General features: G+C 70.5%; 15 protein-coding genes. 4 read left to right on the top strand and 11 right to left on the bottom strand.

The window, feature by feature from the left end; genetic code table 11:
* Positions 1-71 precede the first annotated feature (71 nt).
* From IEZ11_RS28865 to IEZ11_RS28855, 3 genes are all read right to left on the bottom strand, one after another.
* Positions 72-1,121, bottom strand: a complete 1,050-nt coding sequence (locus IEZ11_RS28865; protein ID WP_189265836.1) for a BMP family lipoprotein — start codon at positions 1,119-1,121, stop codon at positions 72-74.
* A 265-nt stretch (positions 1,122-1,386) separates the two neighbouring features.
* Positions 1,387-2,418 carry a BMP family lipoprotein gene (locus tag IEZ11_RS28860; protein ID WP_189265835.1) on the bottom strand — a complete coding sequence of 344 codons (1,032 nt, stop codon included), beginning with the start codon at positions 2,416-2,418 and terminating at the stop codon, positions 1,387-1,389.
* 348 nt (positions 2,419-2,766) lie between these two features.
* Positions 2,767-3,984 carry a M20 family metallopeptidase gene (locus IEZ11_RS28855; RefSeq protein WP_189265834.1) on the bottom strand — a complete coding sequence of 406 codons (1,218 nt, stop codon included), beginning with the start codon at positions 3,982-3,984 and terminating at the stop codon, positions 2,767-2,769.
* A 260-nt stretch (positions 3,985-4,244) separates the two neighbouring features.
* On the opposite strand from IEZ11_RS28855, the gene IEZ11_RS28850 reads away from it, so the two are divergent.
* Complete coding sequence (locus tag IEZ11_RS28850) at positions 4,245-4,901, top strand: class I SAM-dependent DNA methyltransferase (RefSeq protein WP_189265833.1); 657 nt, start codon at positions 4,245-4,247, stop codon at positions 4,899-4,901.
* Positions 4,902-4,946: 45 nt separating this feature from the next.
* Here the strand turns inward: IEZ11_RS28850 and IEZ11_RS28845 are convergent, their stop codons facing one another.
* The 3 genes from IEZ11_RS28845 to IEZ11_RS28835 all read right to left on the bottom strand — a co-directional run bounded on the left by IEZ11_RS28845 (position 4,947) and on the right by IEZ11_RS28835 (position 7,570).
* Positions 4,947-6,035: a glutamate--cysteine ligase 2 gene (locus IEZ11_RS28845; protein ID WP_189265832.1), complete on the bottom strand. Its 1,089-nt coding sequence runs from the start codon at positions 6,033-6,035 to the stop codon at positions 4,947-4,949.
* 222 nt (positions 6,036-6,257) lie between these two features.
* Entirely contained in the window at positions 6,258-7,166 is a 909-nt protein-coding gene (locus tag IEZ11_RS28840) for a hypothetical protein (RefSeq protein WP_189265831.1), read from the bottom strand.
* Complete coding sequence (locus IEZ11_RS28835) at positions 7,166-7,570, bottom strand: ATP-binding protein (RefSeq protein ID WP_189265830.1); 405 nt, start codon at positions 7,568-7,570, stop codon at positions 7,166-7,168. Before IEZ11_RS28835 ends, IEZ11_RS28840 begins: the two co-directional genes overlap by 1 nt.
* Positions 7,571-7,763: 193 nt before the next feature.
* Between IEZ11_RS28835 and IEZ11_RS28830 the strand changes: the two genes are divergently transcribed.
* Together IEZ11_RS28830 and IEZ11_RS28825 are read left to right on the top strand one after the other, a co-directional pair.
* Positions 7,764-8,606, top strand: coding sequence for a helix-turn-helix domain-containing protein (locus tag IEZ11_RS28830; protein ID WP_189265829.1), 843 nt, complete (start codon positions 7,764-7,766; stop codon positions 8,604-8,606).
* Entirely contained in the window at positions 8,606-8,809 is a 204-nt protein-coding gene (locus tag IEZ11_RS28825) for a DUF397 domain-containing protein (RefSeq protein ID WP_189265828.1), read from the top strand. The genes IEZ11_RS28830 and IEZ11_RS28825 overlap by 1 nt, the downstream gene beginning before the upstream one ends.
* An 86-nt stretch (positions 8,810-8,895) precedes the next feature.
* Here IEZ11_RS28825 and IEZ11_RS28820 read toward each other — a convergent pair whose 3' ends face one another.
* Positions 8,896-9,771, bottom strand: coding sequence for an AraC family transcriptional regulator (locus IEZ11_RS28820; RefSeq protein WP_189265827.1), 876 nt, complete (start codon positions 9,769-9,771; stop codon positions 8,896-8,898).
* Between the two features lie 87 nt (positions 9,772-9,858).
* Here IEZ11_RS28820 and IEZ11_RS28815 point away from each other — a divergent pair, with 87 nt between their 5' ends.
* On the top strand, positions 9,859-10,872 hold the full coding sequence (locus tag IEZ11_RS28815; RefSeq protein WP_189265826.1) for an aldo/keto reductase: 1,014 nt from the start codon (positions 9,859-9,861) through the stop codon (positions 10,870-10,872).
* Between the two features lie 102 nt (positions 10,873-10,974).
* On the opposite strand, the gene IEZ11_RS28810 is transcribed toward IEZ11_RS28815, so the two are convergent.
* From IEZ11_RS28810 to IEZ11_RS28795, 4 genes are all read right to left on the bottom strand, one after another.
* Positions 10,975-12,114: a hypothetical protein gene (locus IEZ11_RS28810; protein ID WP_189265825.1), complete on the bottom strand. Its 1,140-nt coding sequence runs from the start codon at positions 12,112-12,114 to the stop codon at positions 10,975-10,977.
* 35 nt (positions 12,115-12,149) lie between these two features.
* Positions 12,150-13,085, bottom strand: a complete 936-nt coding sequence (locus IEZ11_RS28805; protein WP_189265824.1) for an N-acetylneuraminate synthase family protein — start codon at positions 13,083-13,085, stop codon at positions 12,150-12,152.
* 15 nt (positions 13,086-13,100) lie between these two features.
* On the bottom strand, positions 13,101-14,372 hold the full coding sequence (locus IEZ11_RS28800) for an acylneuraminate cytidylyltransferase (protein WP_189265823.1): 1,272 nt from the start codon (positions 14,370-14,372) through the stop codon (positions 13,101-13,103).
* Between the two features lie 68 nt (positions 14,373-14,440).
* A complete protein-coding gene (locus IEZ11_RS28795; RefSeq protein WP_189265822.1) occupies positions 14,441-15,763 on the bottom strand; it encodes a DUF6716 putative glycosyltransferase in 1,323 nt (440 codons plus the stop codon).
* Between the last annotated feature and the right edge of the window lie 191 nt (positions 15,764-15,954).

Here is a 15,954-nt window from a genome sequence, read left to right as displayed (position 1 = left end):
GTTCCGTGGCCGTAACGCTGCCATTACAGCGTTCTTTTGACCATGCCTACGACAGGGTCATGACCGCCGGGTCAGGAGGTCTTGACCGTGATCGAGCCGTCCTTGATGCCGGCCTCGGCCTTCTTGAGCGCGGCCTGCAGGGTGGCGTTGTTCTTGAAGACCGGGTTGGAGTCGGCCAGGCCGACGCCGCCGTTGGTCAGGGAGCCGCGGATGTCGCCGGACAGCGGCTTCTTGTCCTTGATGACGGACTTGGCGAGGTCGTACACCGCGCCCTCGACGTTCTTGAGGGCCGAGGTCAGGATGTAGTCCTTGTACTTCGACAGCGCGGCCTGGTTGTACTGGTCGGAGTCGACGCCGATCGCCCACACCTTGTGCGCGGCGGCGGCCTTGATGACGCCCTGGCCGGACAGACCGGCGGCGGCGTAGACCACGTCGGCGCCCGCGCCGATCTGGCCCTCGGCGGCGGCCTCGCCCTTGTCCGGGCTGGAGAAGCCGCCCTCCTGGGCGGTCTGGGTCAGATACTGGGCCTTGACCGTGATGTTCTTCTTGGTGTCCTTGACGCCCTGCTCGAAGCCGGCCTCGAACTTGTGGATCAGCGGGACGTCCACGCCGCCGATGAAGCCGACGGTGTTCGACTTGGTGGTCAGCGCGGCGGTGACGCCGGCCAGGTACGAGGACTGCTCCTCGTGGAAGACCATGTCCGCGACGTTGCTCGCCTGGTCCTGGTTGTCGTCGATGATGCCGAAGGTGACCTTCGGGAACTTCGCGGCGGCCTCCTTGACGGCGGGCGCGTAGGCGAAGCCGACGCCGATCACCGGGTTGTAGCCGGCCTTGGCCAGGGTCTCCAGGCGCTGCACCTTGTCCGCGTCCGACTCGCCGTCCTGCGGCTCGATGTCCCGGCCGGAGACGCCGAACTCCTTGTCGGCCTTCTGGAAACCGGCGTACGCGGCGTCGTTGAAGGACTGGTCGCCCTTGCCGCCGACGTCGTACGCGAGACCGACACCCTTGGAGGCGCCACCCTTGCCGGTGGACGAGCTGGACGAGCTGCCGCACGCTGAAACGGTGACGGCGAGGGCTGCGGTTGCAACGCCTGCAACGGCAATACGGGACACCCGGCGCATGGAACGAGACTCCTTCGTGCAAGCGCCCAAACCAGGCGCTGGTTCCGCGGCAGCGTAACGCGCGTAGACCAGACGGAAAACCCCCAATGTCCGGTCCGTTATCTAGCTGTGGCCACAGTCACGGCCAAAGCTACGCACAGCAGTGCGCCCCTTGCGGTAGGCAAGGGGCGCATGATCTGCAACGGCGCGCGGGCGGGCGTACCTCGACCGCCCTCAGCCGTCCGTATACGGCCAGGTGATCACCCGGCCGTATATATATGACGCATTACTTGGTGTTGACGGTGACCTTGCCGGAGATGATGTCCTGCTTGGCCTTCTCCACCGCGGCGACGACCTTGGTCATGGCCTTGTACTTCGGGTTGGTGTCCGCGAAGCCGACGCCACCGGTCTTGAGGGTGCCGTTGACGACACCGCTCTCCGGCTTGCCCTCGTGGACCGACTTCACCAGGTCGTACACGGCGCCGCCGACGTTCTTCAGCGCGGAGCCGAGGATGTAGTCCTTGTACTTGGCGAGCGCGCTCTGGCTGTACTGGTCGGAGTCGACGCCGATGGCCCACACCTTGGCGGCGGCCGCGGCCTCGATCACGCCCTGGCCGGAGAGACCGGCGGCGTGGTAGATGACGTCGGCGCCGGCGTCGATCTGGCCCTGCGCGGCGGCCTTGCCCTTGTCGGGGCTGGAGAAGCCGCCCTCCTGGGCCGTCTGGGTCAGGTACTGCGACTCGATCTTTATCTTCGGGTCGACCGACTTGGCGCCCTGGTCGAAGCCCGCCTCGAAGGTGTGGATGAGCGGGATGTCGACGCCGCCGATGAAGCCGATGTGGTCCTTCTTGGTGGCGGAGGCCGCGGCCACGCCCGCGAGGTAGGAGGACTGCTCGGCCGCGAAGACCATGTCGACGACGTTGGAGGCCGTGACCTCGTTGTCGTCGATGATGCCGAAGGTGATCTTGGGGTACTTGGCCGCGACCTCCTTGACGGCGGGCGCGTAGGAGTAGCCGACCCCGATGATCGGGTTGTAGCCGGACTTGGCGAGCGTGTCGAGGCGCTGCACCTTGTCGGCGTCGGACTCGCCGTCCTGCGGCTCGATGTCCCGGCCGCTGATGCCGAAGTCCTTCTCGGCCTTCTGGAAGCCCGCGTAGGCGGCGTCGTTGAAGGACTGGTCGCCCTTGCCGCCGATGTCGTAGGCGAGGCCGATGCCCTTGCCGTTGTACTTGCCGGACGAGTTGGTGCTGGTCGCACCGCTGTCCGAGCTGGACTTGCCGCAACCGGCGGCCGCGAGGGCGATGACGGCAACGGTCACCGCAGCTTGGGAGAACCGAGTTTTCCGACCCGAGATATAACGCACAGCAAGCACCCCTTCGTCCCCACGGCACCGTCATCGGTCCGCTTCCCCAACCGTCCACCCTCGGTGGCGATTTCGGCGCACAGTAACGCGCGTAGAAGGGGAGGGGAACGGGGTTTCTCCGGGCCGTTATCGAACCGTGCCGACTCCGGGTTACAAGCGGAGACCAACGGTTACGGCGGGGTGACACAAGGGGGCGAAGGGGTACCGACCGGGCACCCCTTCGCCCCCTGCGGGCGGCACGGCGGCGGGACGGCTCAAGCTGACCGTTTCTCCCGCCGTCTGATACGACTTCCGCCGGTACGACTACATGGTCGCGTCGATCAGGGCGGCGGCCGTGAACAGCTCCACCCCGACGGTGATGGCCCGCTCGTCGGCGTCGAAGTGGCCCTGGTGCAGATCGCGCACGGTCCGCTCGCCCGGCGTGCGCACCCCGAGCCGCGCCAGCGCGCCCGGCACGTGCTCCAGGTACCAGGAGAAGTCCTCGCCGCCGAGGCTCTGCTCGGTGGTCTCGATGGACTCGGTGCCGCGCCGGGCGGTCATCGCGTCCCGCAGCAGTTCGGTGATCACCGGGTCGTTGACGACCGGCGGCACCCCGCGCACGTAGTTGATCTCGGACTTGGCCCGGTGCAGGGTCGCGATCTCGTCGATCGCCGCGTGCACGACGTCCGGCGCCGTCCGCCAGGCCTCCAGGTCCAGGCAGCGCACGGTCCCGGACAGCTCGGCGTGCTGGGGGATCACGTTGGGCGCGTGCCCGCACTCGATCCGGCCCCAGGTCACGGCGAGCCCGCTGCGGGTGTCCACCCGCCGCCCGATCAGCGCGGGCACGTCGACGGCGACCCGGGCGGCGGCGGTGACCAGGTCGGTGGTCAGATGCGGCCGTGCGGTGTGGCCGCCGGGGCCGTCCAGGGCCACCTCGATGCGGTCGCAGGCGCTGGTGATGGCGCCGGTCCTGAGCCCGATCCGGCCCACGTCCACCCGGGGGTCGCAGTGCACGGCGATGATCCGCCCCACCCCGTCCAGCACCCCGGCCTCGATGGCGTCCGCGGCACCGCCGGGCAGCACCTCCTCGGCGGGCTGGAAGAGCAGCCGCACGGGCCGCGGCAGCCGGCCCTGCGCGTGCAGCTCGGCGAGCACCAGTCCGGCGCCCAGCACCACCGTCGTGTGCACGTCATGGCCGCAGGCGTGCGCCCGGTCCGGCACGGTGGACCGGTACGCGCACTCGGTCTTCATGTCCGGGATGGGCAGGGCGTCGATGTCGGCGCGCAGGGCGAGCACCGGAAGCCCGTCCCCGACCGGCCCGATGTCACAGATGAGTCCGGTCCCCGACGGAAGGACGCGCGGCCGGAGACCGGCCTTTTCCAGCCGCTCCTTGATGGCGGCCGTGGTGCGGAACTCCTGGTTCCCTAGCTCGGGGTGCATGTGCAGGTCGCGGCGGAAGGCGACGAGTTCGGCGTGCAGTTCCTCGCTGAGCACGCCGGGGAGCACATCCCCGGGAAGGTCGGCCTCGGTCTCTGTGGACATCAATTGGTTCACCCTCTGAAGGGTAGGACGCCCGAAGGGTCAACTGACCCGAGATCAACAAAAGTTCAGCCCGTTAGGGGAAGAAAATCTGACCGCGGACGCATGACCTCGGACGTGGCTGGGTAACACCTATGTTTCCTCTTCCACGCATACCACGCCTGGCGACGATCACGCCGCTTCTGTCCATCCACCGAAACGGGACCGAGCCGCAACCGCGACTTCGCCACACGGGCCGCGCCCGCCCGGTAGCGTGCGCGACCGTGACGGACTCGGAGACACCCGACTTCATACAGACCACCCGTACGTCCTACGACGCGATCGCCAAGGACTACTCCGCCGCCTTCCCCGGCCTCCCCGCACGACCGGTGGACATGTCCATGATCGCCGCGTTCGTCGCGCTGGTGAAGGCGAACGGCACCGCCCCGGTGGCCGACCTGGGCAGCGGCCCCGGCGACATCACGGCCCACCTCAACGACCTGGGAGTCCCCGCCTTCGGTATCGACCTCTCCCCCGCCATGGTCGACCTGGCCCGCGAGGCCCACCCCGCCGTGCGCTTCCACCGGGGGTCCATGACGTCCCTGGAGCTGCCCGACGAGACCCTCGGCGGCATCCTCGCCCTCTACTCGATCATCCACGTCCCGGACGACCACCTCCCGGCGACCTTCGCCGGCTTCCACCGCACCCTGGTCCCCGGCGGCCATGTCCTGCTGTCCTTCCAGAAGGGCGAGTCCCCCGGCCTCCACCTCACCGAACGCTTCGGTCACGAGATCGACCTGCGCTACTACTGGCGTCCCGCGTACGCGGTGGGCGACATGCTCTCCAAGGCGGGCCTGGACGTGGCGGCGACCCTGATCCGGGAGCCGGTGGAGTCGGAGAAGTGGCCCCGGGCGTTCGTCCTGGCCCGCAAGCCGGGCTGAGGGGGCACCGAGCCGGCGCCGGGCGAGGTTCGGCACCGGGACAGGTCACTCCTGGGTGCGCCGCACGCACCCCGTGACGACGTCCCGCAGGCTCCCGGTGCCCGCCAGCAGCTCCCGCTGCTCGTCGGCGCCGCTGCCGCACCGCAGCAGCCGTCGCACGCCCTCCTCCACGGCCGCCAGGTCGCCGGTGCCGACGAGGGCGTCCCGGGTGTGCGCGAGCAGCGCGTCCAGTACGGCGGGTGCCGGCCGGGGCCGCAGAGTGCCTGGGTCCAGCAGTTCCCCGCCCAGCCCCGACCGCGCGGCCCGCCAGGCGGCCAGCCGCTGAAGCGCCACCCCGTGGTCGACCGGCTCCCGTCCCGCCCGCCACTCCCGGGCCGCCGTCTCCACCAGCGCCCGGGCGAGAGTGGCCACCAGCACCGCGGTCCCGGCGCGCAGACACACGTCCGCGACCCGGATCTCGACCGTCGGATAGCGCCGGGCCAGCCGGGCGTCGAAGTAGACCATCCCCTCGTCCAGGATGACGCCGGTGGCCACCATGTCCGCGACCAGCCGGTGGTACCGCTCCGCGGACCGGAACAGCTCCGCCGGACCGGCGGACGGCCAGCGCGACCACACCCGGCTGCGGTAGCTGGCGTACCCGGTGTCGTTGCCCTGCCACAGCGGCGAGTTGGCGCTGACCGCGACGAGCACCGGCAGCCACGGCCGGACCCGGTCCAGCACCCCCACCCCCTCCTCGTCGGACTCCACGGCCACGTGCACGTGACACCCGCACACCAGCTGGTCCCGGGTGGCGATGCCGTACTGCCCGGCCAGCCACTGGTAGCGCCGGTTCACCGTGATGGAGGGGCTGACGGGCAACGGCGAAGAGGCGAGCGCGACGACGGCACATCCGAGCTCCCCGGCCAGCCGCCCGGCCTCCTTACGGCACCGGACGATCTCCTCCCCCAGCTCAGCCATGTCCGACTGCGGATGGGTGGCGAACTCCAGCATCTGCCCGTAGAGCTCCTTCTCGAACACGTCCTGCCCCGGATCGGCCAGCGCCGCCCGCGCCAGCACGGCAGCCGCCAGCGCCCGGGGCTCCCCCGTCTCCGGGTCGACGAGCAGAAGCTCTTCCTCCACTCCGACGGTACGCACCTGAGATCGCCCTCCGTCCACGGCAGGCCGTACCCCCCGACTTCCCAGCCGGGCCCAGGGGACACCTACGGCGGACGCCCCTCCCCCGACGACACACATCCGCCCATCACCGTCCCACCCGACCGCAAGCCGCCCGAAGGGGCATCGCCGAAGGCGACGCGCAGCGCCCTTGACGCGGCTCGCGGAGGCACGACACCGCGAGGAAGCGGACGGCCCCGACGTTCACTCCTCCACGAACAGCTCCGCGGCGTCCGTGACGTGCACCGCACGCTGGGCCCAGATTTCGAGCTGGTCCAGATCGGTACAGGCGTCCACCCGCTCACGCACCGGGTCACTCACCGGAACACCGCGCCACTCCAGGAGCCGCAGGACCATCTCGGCACGCTCCTGAACCCGCCCCTGCTCCCGGCCTTCCTCCCGGCCTTCCTCGCGGCCTTCCTCGCGCACCTGCTCCGCCAGCGGATGCCGCCAGAAGTACTGGATCGCCGTCATCAGGTCCCTCCACATCTGCTTCGCCTGGGGATCGACCAGGCACGAATCGACGAACTGCACGAACACCGCGGCACTGTCACGGTCGATGGTCTTCAGGGCGGCTGCCAGCGACTCCAGTATGGCCGGGGCCTGCCGCCCCCGCCCATGCGTCATGGCCGACAGCACCGCAAGAGGTACGTCGTCCTCGGCCTCCCGCACATCCGCGATCACCGGGACGTTGTCCGGCCCCAGCACCAGCGGACGCACCGTCAGCGACTCCCACCCCCGCAAGCCGAGGTGGATCGGCTGCGCCGCCCACTTCGCCGTCGCGCTGCTCTGCGTGATCACGATCAGCACCGGCTCACACCGGTACTTCTCGTACAGGTACGACAGGTAGTACGGCCAGCTCCCCCGCTTCCGTTCGTCCGCCTTCCCTTGCGACTCGACCACCAGCAGATACGTCCCCTCGTCCGTCTCCGCCCGCAACAACGTGTCCACCCGACGCTCGACCGGCTCGATCTCCGTCAGATCCACGTTCATCGCCGCGATCTCCCGTGTCTCGGGAAACGGCACACCCAGCACCCGCTGTAACGCATGCGTCAGCAACCCCGGATCCTTCTGGAAGATCCGGTGCAACGCCTCATGCGACGACCCCACCATCACGCCACCTCCAGCTCACACCACACGAACTTGCCCCGCTCCCCGAACCGGGCCGACGGCTGCCACCCCCAGCCGTCCGCACACGCCACCACCAACCCCAAACCCCGGCCCTGCTCCCGGTCCGTCACCTCCTCCAACGACCCCGGCGGCTCCGGAGGCACGGGATCCGCGTCCCACGCCCCGATCCACACCACGCCCCCAGGGGAACGCCGCACCCGCAGCGCCGCCGGACCCTTCGTGTGCCGTACGGCATTCGAGACCAGCTCGGCAGCGAGGAGCTCTGCGGTGTCGGCGAGACCGATCAGGCCGTGCATCGTCAGGATCAGACGCAGGGTGCGACGGGAGATCGTCACCGCTCTCAGGTCGTTGGGCACGTAGAGCGTGTAGTCCCAGGTCTCGGGCATGCGTCATCAACTCCGTTCAGGTGAGGGGGATTTCGCGCACGGTGGCATCGCCGCACGGGGAAGGTGCGGTGCACTTCCGCTGCGTGTCCGTTACGTCACCGACGGTAGGGGGCAATGTTTCGATCCCGCAAGCGGGTCGCGTAATCTGACCCCGAAAGAGTCGCGTCTGACTGCGCATTGGGAGGCCCCGTCGGTGGCAAAGAGGATCGAGCCGACGGCGCGGCAGCTGCGGTTGGCGGTCGAACTGCGCAGGTTGCGGGACGCCGCAGGCCTCACCTCGCGGGAGGCCGCCGTACTGCTCGGGGTGAACGCACCGCAGATCAGCCAGATCGAGTCCGGCCTGGCCGGGGTGAGCGAGAAACGGCTACGGATTCTCGCCGCCAACTACTCCTGCTCGGACGGCGAGTTGATCGAGGCCCTGGTGGCCATGACGAAGGACCGCGCACGGGGCTGGTGGGAGGAGTACCGGGAGTTGCTGCCGGCACCCTTCCTCGATCTCGCCGAACTGGAACACCACGCCACGTTCCTGCGGGAGGCGCAGTTTCTGTACATCCCCGGCCTGCTCCAGACAGCGGACTACGCTCGCGCCGTCTACGCCTACCGCACCCCGGAACTACCGCAGACGGAACTGGAATTGCGCGTGCAGCACCGGCTGCGACGCAAGGCGGCCCTCGACGGCACGCCCTTCGACGCCATCATCCATGAGGCTGCGCTGCGCATCATGGTCGGCGACCGCGCAGCCTCTCGGGCCCAACTGAACGAGGTGTTGGACGTATCCGAGGCGGAGAACGTCACCGTGCGCGTCATCCCCTTCGCCGAGGAAGGGTTCGCGGGTGCCGCGAGCGCCATGCTGTACGCGGGTGGCACCCTGTCCAAGCTGGACACCGTCGTGCGGGACGGCCCCAACGGCGCGGCATACATCGACTCGGACCGCCAACTCGCCGCCCTTCGAACACTTCTCCGTAAACTGGAAGCCGCGTCGCTCAACCCCGGCAAGTCACGAGACCTGATCAACCGCGTGGCGAAGGAACTGTGATGCCCGACACCGACCGTTGGCAGAAGTCGTCCTACTCAAGCTTCGGCGACGGCGACTCCTGCGTGGAGATAGCGAGCTCTCCCACCCGCATATCCATCCGCGACTCCAAGGACCCCACCGCCGGCACCCTCACCTTCCCGCCCGTCCCCTTCACCCGGTTCCTCACCACTCTGCGGGAGGCCCCCGTCCCCGAGCTGGGATAGGGCGCGCCGGAAACCCCTGCAGCGGTCGGTGACCGGCACCGTCCCCTCGTCCGGACAATGGTCGTACAGATCGGTGGCGCCCGGGGTCAACGGCGTGTTCGCCCGGTGCGCAGGCGGGCCGCGTCCTGGACGGGTGGGAGGCCGTAGGCGGTGCGGTACTCGCGGTTGAACTGGGTGGGGCTGACATAGCCGACGGCCTGGGCGATCTGGGCCGCGGTGGCGTCGCCGGCGGCCAGGCGGCGCCGGGCCTCCTGGAGGCGCAGGTGCTTCTGGTACCTGAGCGGGCTCAGGCCGGTGGCCGCCTTGAAGTGCCGGTGCAGGCTGGCCGCGCTCATGTGCGCCACCGCCGCGATCTCGTCGATGCTGAGCGGCTCCGCGTACCGGGCCCGGATCCAGCGGGCCACCTCACGTACCCGGGTCGCGGTGGAGTCGGCGGCGGTCCACTGGCGCAGCACGGGGCCGAGGGAACTGCGCAGCAGCCGGTAGAGGATCTCGCCCTCGACCCGGCCGGCGAGCGGGCGGATGTCGTCGGGGGTGTCGAGGAGCTCCACCCAGCGGGTGACCGCGTCGACGAGTTCGGGGGACATCGGCGCGGCGACATGCGCGGAGCCGGCCGGCGGGGCGGCGGGCGGCGCCGTCCCGGCCAGCTCCACCAGGAGGTCCGTGAGCGCCTCGGCGTCGAGCCGCAGGGACGCCGACCGGTACGGCACCTGCTCCAGATCGGCGGTGACGGGCAGGTCGATGGTCGTGAGGAGCATCTGGCCGGGGGCGGCGACCCGGACCAACTCACCCGCTGTGGTGCGTTTCGTGCCGGCGGCGACGAAGCAGATCGTCGGTTCGTAGAGGAGGTGGGCGGGCTCGACGGGCTCGTCGACCGCGGCCAGCGAGAGCCTGGGGACCGGGGTGTCCGCGCCCGACACCCCGCAGTGCCGGTCGATGGCCGCGATGAGTCGGTCCAGCACAGCGCACTCCGCTCCTGAGAGGATCAGGCAATTCTATGCGAGCGGTGGCCCATGTTTCCCGGGCGGCTCGTGCCTAGCGTGGACGGCATGGCAGAGCACATCACACACCTTCCCCGGCGCACCCTTGGCACCCAGGGCCTCGCGGCCGGCGCGATCGGTCTGGGCACCATGGGCATGACGATGGCGTACGGCACCCCGGACGAGCGGAGCAGTGTCGCCACCCTGCACCGGGCCCATGAACTCGGGGTCACCCTCTTCGACACGGCCGAGCTGTACGGCCTCGGCACCGGCAGCAACGAGCAGTTGCTGGGGCGCGCGGTGAAGGGCTTCCGCGACGAGATCCTGATCGCGACCAAGTTCGGCTTCGACCTCTCGGACCCGGCCCGGATCGGACACGCGCTGGACAGCCGTCCCGAGCACATCCGGGAGGTGACCGAGAGCAGCCTGCGGCACCTGGGCACGGACCGTATCGACGTGCTGTACCAGCACCGTGTGGACCCGGACGTCCCCATCGAGGACGTGGCGGGCACGGTAGGCGAGCTGATCGCCGAAGGCAAGGTCCGGTTCTTCGGGCTGAGCGAGGCCGGCCCGGAGACGATCCGCCGCGCCCATGCCGTGCACCCCGTCTCGGTGCTCCAGACCGAGTACTCGGTGTTCGAACGGGCCGTGGAGGCCGAGATCCTGCCCGTGGTCCGGGAACTGGGCATCGGCTTCGTGCCCTACTCCCCGCTCGGGCGCGGTTTCCTCACCGGCGCGGTCAAACCGGCCGCGGAATACGACGCCGACGACATGCGGCACACCATGGACGAGCGCTGGCGGCCCGGCAACTACGAGAAGAACGTCGCGGCGGTGCGGCGGCTGACCGCCCTGGCGGAGGAGAAGGGCGCCACGGTCACCCAGCTGGCGCTGGCCTGGCTGCTCGCGCAGGGCGACGACATCGTGCCCATCCCGGGCACCCGCAGCCCGCACCGGGTCGAGGAGAACACGGCGGCCGCGCAGGTCGGGCTGACGCCCGGCGACCTCGCCCGGATCCAGGAGATCCTGCCCCGGGGAGCGGCCGGGTCCCGCTACCCTGCCGCGGTCATGCCGACCTGGCAGTGACCGGGCAGTGACCGGGCCACGGCCCGGCAGCATCCCCGAGGGGGCGCGGGACTGTACCGGATGTGCGGCCGCCGGCGCATCGCGGCTCCTCTCGCGGAGCGCCTACGCCGGGGCCCTCACCGCCGCCAGTCGGTGGACGTCCTTCGCCGTTCCCGTGACGCCCGACAGGAATCCCTGGGCGCGTGGGGACGCGTTCTCCGTCAGCCAGGTCGGGTCGATGTCGCAGACGGCCACCCGGACGCCCGTGCCCACGAGGGCCAGCGGCAGGGTGTGGACGACGGTCGACGGGAAGCTCAGGACGGTACGGCCGATGGGGCCCCGGCGGGCGATCAGCTCCAGGGGCAGGTCCGGGCGGACTATCTCCAGGCCGGTCTCGGCGGCCAGCCGGTGGAGTTTCTCGGTGCTCTCGCGACGGTGGGCGAAGTAGCGGGTCGCGCCGTGGGCCTTGGCCAGGGTCTGGACGGCCTCCAGGTAGCGGTCGCCGTCCACGACGCCCGTCTCCACCAGGGAGGTGCCGACCATGTCGGCGCCCTTGGTGATGCGCGGCGGGCCGAAGCGGGCGCGGGTCCAGCCGAAGTCGTTCGCGGTGACCGTCACCCCGGCCGGCGTCTCCGTCATCGGCATGGACGAGAAGACCTCCACCCGGCGGCGGTCGCTCGGGGTGAGGCGGCGGCGGGCGGAGGAGGAGACCGGCGCGAAGAGCAGGTCCCGGGCGCCGGGGCGGCCGCCCTTGCGGTGCCAGCGGACCAGGCGTTCGCCGCGCGCCAGCTGGGCGACGAACTCCATCGTCGCGGTGCCGTCGTCGACCACGACCAGGTCATGGGCGCGGGTGATGGTCAGGAGGAGCTGTACGTAGCGGGAGAAGGGGTCGCCCATCACGATGCGGTCGGCGCGGCGCAGGGAGCCCGCCAGGCCGCCGATGGTCTGGAAGGGGGCGGTGGTGCCGCCCCGGGCCTCCTCCCAGCGGACCCGGTATCCCTCGTCCCGGGCCAGGTCCGCCATGCGGCGCAGCTGGCCCCGGGTCATGGGGTCCGTCGGGGACAGGACGACGATCGTGAGTTCCGCGCCGGGTGCTGCTATGCCGGACACCGAGCGCCGTACCTGGCCGGGTACGGTCGGCAGCGGCTCCGCCGAGCCGCGCAGGGCATGGACATGCGCCCACTCCAGCACGTTCAGCAGTTGCACCGGACTCTCGACGAACGCGAGTGTGTGGGGGCCGGTGTTCCCGGCGCGGGGGCTCATCGACGTACGACCGTCCCGTCGTCGTAACAAACTGCTCAGACCTGGACCGGCTCGCCTGCGGCCGCGGCGATCTCCGCCTCGGCGACGACACCGGTGACGCGGCGCAGCTTCTTCATCGGGCCGAGCTCGGAGTCGTAGACCTTCTTGACGCCGTCGCCCAGGGAGGCGGAGATGGTGCGGATGTCGCGGACCAGGCGGGTCAGGCCCTGCGGCTCGACCGAGGCGGCCTGGTCGGAGCCCCACATGGCGCGGTCGAGGGTGATGTGGCGCTCGACGAAGGTGGCGCCGAGGGCGACCGCGGCGAGGGTGGTCTGCAGGCCCGTCTCGTGGCCGGAGTAGCCGATCGGGACGTTCGGGTACTCCTTCTCCAGCGTGTTGATCACGCGGAGGTTCAGCTCCTCGGCCTTCGCCGGGTAGGTGGAGGTGGCGTGGCAGAGCAGGATGTTGTCGCTGCCCAGGACCTCGACCGCGTGGCGGATCTGCTTCGGGGTGGACATGCCGGTGGAGAGGATGACCGAGCGGTTGGTGGCGCGCAGGGCCTTGAGGAGCTCGTCGTCCGTGAGGGACGCGGAGGCGACCTTGTGGGCGGGGACGTCGAACTTCTCCAGGAAGGCGACGGCCTCGGTGTCCCACGGGGACGCGAACCAGGCGATGCCCTTCTCGCTGCAGTACTCGTCGATCTGGCGGTACTCGTCCTCACCGAACTCCACGCGGTGGCGGTAGTCGATGTAGGTCATGCGGCCCCAGGGGGTGTCGCGCTCGATGTCCCACTGGTCGCGCGGGGTGCAGATCTCCGGGGTGCGCTTCTGGAACTTGACGGCGTCGCAGCCGGCCTCGGCGGCGACGTCGATCAGCTTGAAGGCGTTCTCCAGCTCACCGTTGTGGTTGATGCCGATCTCGCCGCAGATGTAGACGGGCTGGCCGGGGCCGACCTCACGGGAACCGAACGTGCGCAGACGGGAGTTGCTCATGACTGTGGGGTGTCCTTACTTGGGGAGGGAATCGAGAGAGGGGCCGAGGATCCAGCTGGCGATCTCTCGGATCGCGCCGTCGCCACCCGGGACGGTGGTGACCGCGCGTGCGGCGCCGCGTACGACGTCGTGGGCGCTCGCGACCGCCACGGGCCAGCCGGCGACGGCGAAGCACGGGAGGTCATTGACGTCGTTTCCGACGTAGAGCACGCGCTCGGGAGCGATGCCCTGCTCCTCGCACCACTGCTTGAGTGCGAGGTCCTTTCGGTCGATGCCGTGCAGGACCGGAATCTGTAGCTTCCGGGCCCGGGCGGCGACGACCGGGTTCTGCTCCGTGGAGAGGACCAGCATCTTCAGCCCGCTCTTGCGCAGGGCGGCGATGCCGAGTCCGTCGCCGCGGTGCACGGAGACGAACTCCTTTCCATCGGCGTCGATCAGCACCCGGTCGTCGGTCTGGGTGCCGTCGAAGTCCAGTACGACCGCGTCGACGTCGTCGGCGGTCGGCAGCGCGCCGGGGCGGTCCGCGTCGAAGAGCGGGGCCAGGGCGCGGGCGCGCGCGAGGTCGTGCGGGTCGTCGATCTCCAGGACCCGCGCGGGGTCGGTGCGCACCAGTTCGGTGTGGCCGAAGAAGCGGTGCCGGTGCTCGCGGAAGCCGTCCGCGCGCATCGCGTAGGCGGCGCCGGTCTCCAGGAAGTCCTGGGGGCGGTCCTGGCGGCGGGGCCGGAAGGACTTGTCGTGGTTGACGCCCGTGCCGCCGCTCACCACGGCCGAACCGCCGTCCACCGCGGCCGAATCGGCGCCGACCGGTACCGGGGCGTCCACCTCGTCGCGCCAGACGAAGCCGTGGAAGGGGGCCACGGTCAGGGCCGTGTCCGCGCCGTTCTCGACGACCGCGCCGGCCACCCCGTCGAGGTCCTCGCGGACGATGAACGGGCTGGTGCACTGGACGAGGAGGACCACGTCGACCGTGGCGCCGTGCAGGGCCTCGTGGGCGTCCATGGCGTGCAGGACGGCGGCCTCGGAGGTGGCGGTGTCGCCGGCGATGGCGGCGGGGCGCAGCACGACCTCGGCGCCGGCCGAGCGGGCGGCGGCGGCGATCGCCTGGTCGTCGGTGGAGACGACCACGTCGGTCACCAGGCGGGAGGCGACGCACTCGCGGACCGCGCGGGCGACCAGCGGGACGCCGCCGACCGGGGCGAGGTTCTTCGCGGGCACTCCCTTGGAGCCGCCGCGGGCGGGGATCACGGCGAGCACGCGGGGCACTACGGCCGCTTCGGGGTGGGACATCGGCTCTGTTCCTTCGGCAGACACTGGCGCAGTCGGCTCTGACTGGGCCTGGTGCGGGATCCGGTCGCTCACAGCTCTCCCATTCGTCGGATCACGGGGGCCACCCGCTGGACGCCGTGGCGGTAGGCGCCGCGTGCGGCCCGGCGCACGATCTGGCGGACGGGGCCCGGGGCCCGGTCGGCGGCGGGCGCGCCCGGGAGCGGGGCGCCGTCGGGGCCGAGGTGGTGGCGGGCCAGGATGCCGGGCAGGTATCCGGACGCGGTCTCGGGTGTGTAGTAGGGGGTGAGGGGCGGCAGCCCCCCGGGCCGGCCGAGCAGCTTCGCGATGCGTTCGCGGGCCGCGTCGAAGGTGGTGGCGTAGCCGCCGTCGGCGGCGACGCCCTGCCGTGAGACCCACTCGGCGTCGGGCACCGGGCGGTGTCCGGCGTCGAGCTGGTCCCAGGAGGCGAGGCAGCCGGAGCCGACGAAGTGGTGGTTGCCGAGCGCCTCGCGGATACCGAGGTCGGTGAGGACCACGGTCGGGATCCGGCGGTGCAGGGACTCCAGGGCGGCCGTCGAACTCATCGTGACCAGGAGGTCGGTGCGGTCGAGCACCTCGCCCATGTGGCCGTAGACCAGCCGGAAGTTGGCGGGCGCGTCGGCGCCCTGGACCAGCTTCTGGTACGGCAGTTCCTCGATGTGGGTGGTGTGCTCGCCGGGCTTGGAGCGCAGCTTGAGCAGCACCTCCCGCTCGGGGTGCCGGCGGGCGTGCTGGATCAGCCGGTTGAGCAGGTAGGTGCGGTCCTTGCGGCTGTCCGGGACCGAGGGCTGGGCGGCGAACACCACGGTGTAGGGGTCGTGTTCGCCCTCGTAGGGCGCCCCGCCGAGGAAGGGGAGCGCGACCTCGGTCACCGACGCGGAGTCGGCACCGACCCCGTCGTACACCGCCCGGAAACGGTCGGCGTCCTGGCGGGAGTTGGCGAGGACGAGGTCCGCGCCGTGCCGCAGGAGCAGTCCGTCGGCGAGCTTCTCGTAGACGACGCCGACGTAGCCGGTGACGACCACGGGCCGCTTCTCCCGGCCGGCCCAGGCGCTGCGCAGCCCGTGCAGCATGGCCTGCACACCGCCGCCGACGAGGGAGAGGACGAGGATGTCGTACGACTGCTGTTCCATCTCTCTCAGGAACTCGACGGTCGTCACCTCGCGGAGCGAGTCCGCGTGGACGCCGACCTCCTGGAGCTGGCGGGCGGTGGGGGTGGCGCGGCCGCGCAGGAGGTAGCCGTCGAGCCGGACGTCCGAGGTGTCGCTTTCGTTGGGGATCAGGCGCTTCGCGGTGAGCGCCCCCCACTTCCACCGAGTATCGGAATCCGCCAGGACGGCCACCCGCAGGGACTTCGTTGCACTTGCTGGCACGTCGAAGACGCTAGGAAGCCATTCCGAGGAACTCCCCAACCCGAATCCAACAAAGGGTTAACAACACATCGCCGGATGGCGAATCAGCTCGGGTTAAGCCCTCGAATTCAGCCGGTTCACAGCTTCGCCACGCGTCGTTCACCTCGAATCAAGGAAACGGCCAAGACGGATGACGGGCGTCCGCCTAACGT

The sequence above is a fragment of the Streptomyces fuscichromogenes genome (genome assembly GCF_014645815.1).
Taxonomy (GTDB): domain Bacteria; phylum Actinomycetota; class Actinomycetes; order Streptomycetales; family Streptomycetaceae; genus Streptomyces; species Streptomyces fuscichromogenes.
Note: the sequence above shows the minus strand (reverse complement) of the source record. Positions and strands in the feature narration are given on the sequence as shown.

Excerpts from the sequence above, each read along its gene's own strand:
- IEZ11_RS28865 (WP_189265836.1), bottom strand. The coding sequence starts at position 1,121 with ATGCGCCGGGTGTCCCGTATTGCCGTTGCAGGCGTTGCAACCGCAGCC.
- IEZ11_RS28835 (WP_189265830.1), bottom strand. The coding sequence starts at position 7,570 with ATGCCCGAGACCTGGGACTACACGCTCTACGTGCCCAACGACCTGAGA.
- IEZ11_RS28855 (WP_189265834.1), bottom strand. The coding sequence starts at position 3,984 with ATGTCCACAGAGACCGAGGCCGACCTTCCCGGGGATGTGCTCCCCGGC.
- IEZ11_RS28840 (WP_189265831.1), bottom strand. The coding sequence starts at position 7,166 with ATGGTGGGGTCGTCGCATGAGGCGTTGCACCGGATCTTCCAGAAGGAT.
- IEZ11_RS28825 (WP_189265828.1), top strand. The coding sequence starts at position 8,606 with ATGCCCGACACCGACCGTTGGCAGAAGTCGTCCTACTCAAGCTTCGGC.
- IEZ11_RS28800 (WP_189265823.1), bottom strand. The coding sequence starts at position 14,372 with ATGTCCCACCCCGAAGCGGCCGTAGTGCCCCGCGTGCTCGCCGTGATC.
- IEZ11_RS28815 (WP_189265826.1), top strand. The coding sequence starts at position 9,859 with ATGGCAGAGCACATCACACACCTTCCCCGGCGCACCCTTGGCACCCAG.
- IEZ11_RS28805 (WP_189265824.1), bottom strand. The coding sequence starts at position 13,085 with ATGAGCAACTCCCGTCTGCGCACGTTCGGTTCCCGTGAGGTCGGCCCC.
- IEZ11_RS28810 (WP_189265825.1), bottom strand. The coding sequence starts at position 12,114 with ATGAGCCCCCGCGCCGGGAACACCGGCCCCCACACACTCGCGTTCGTC.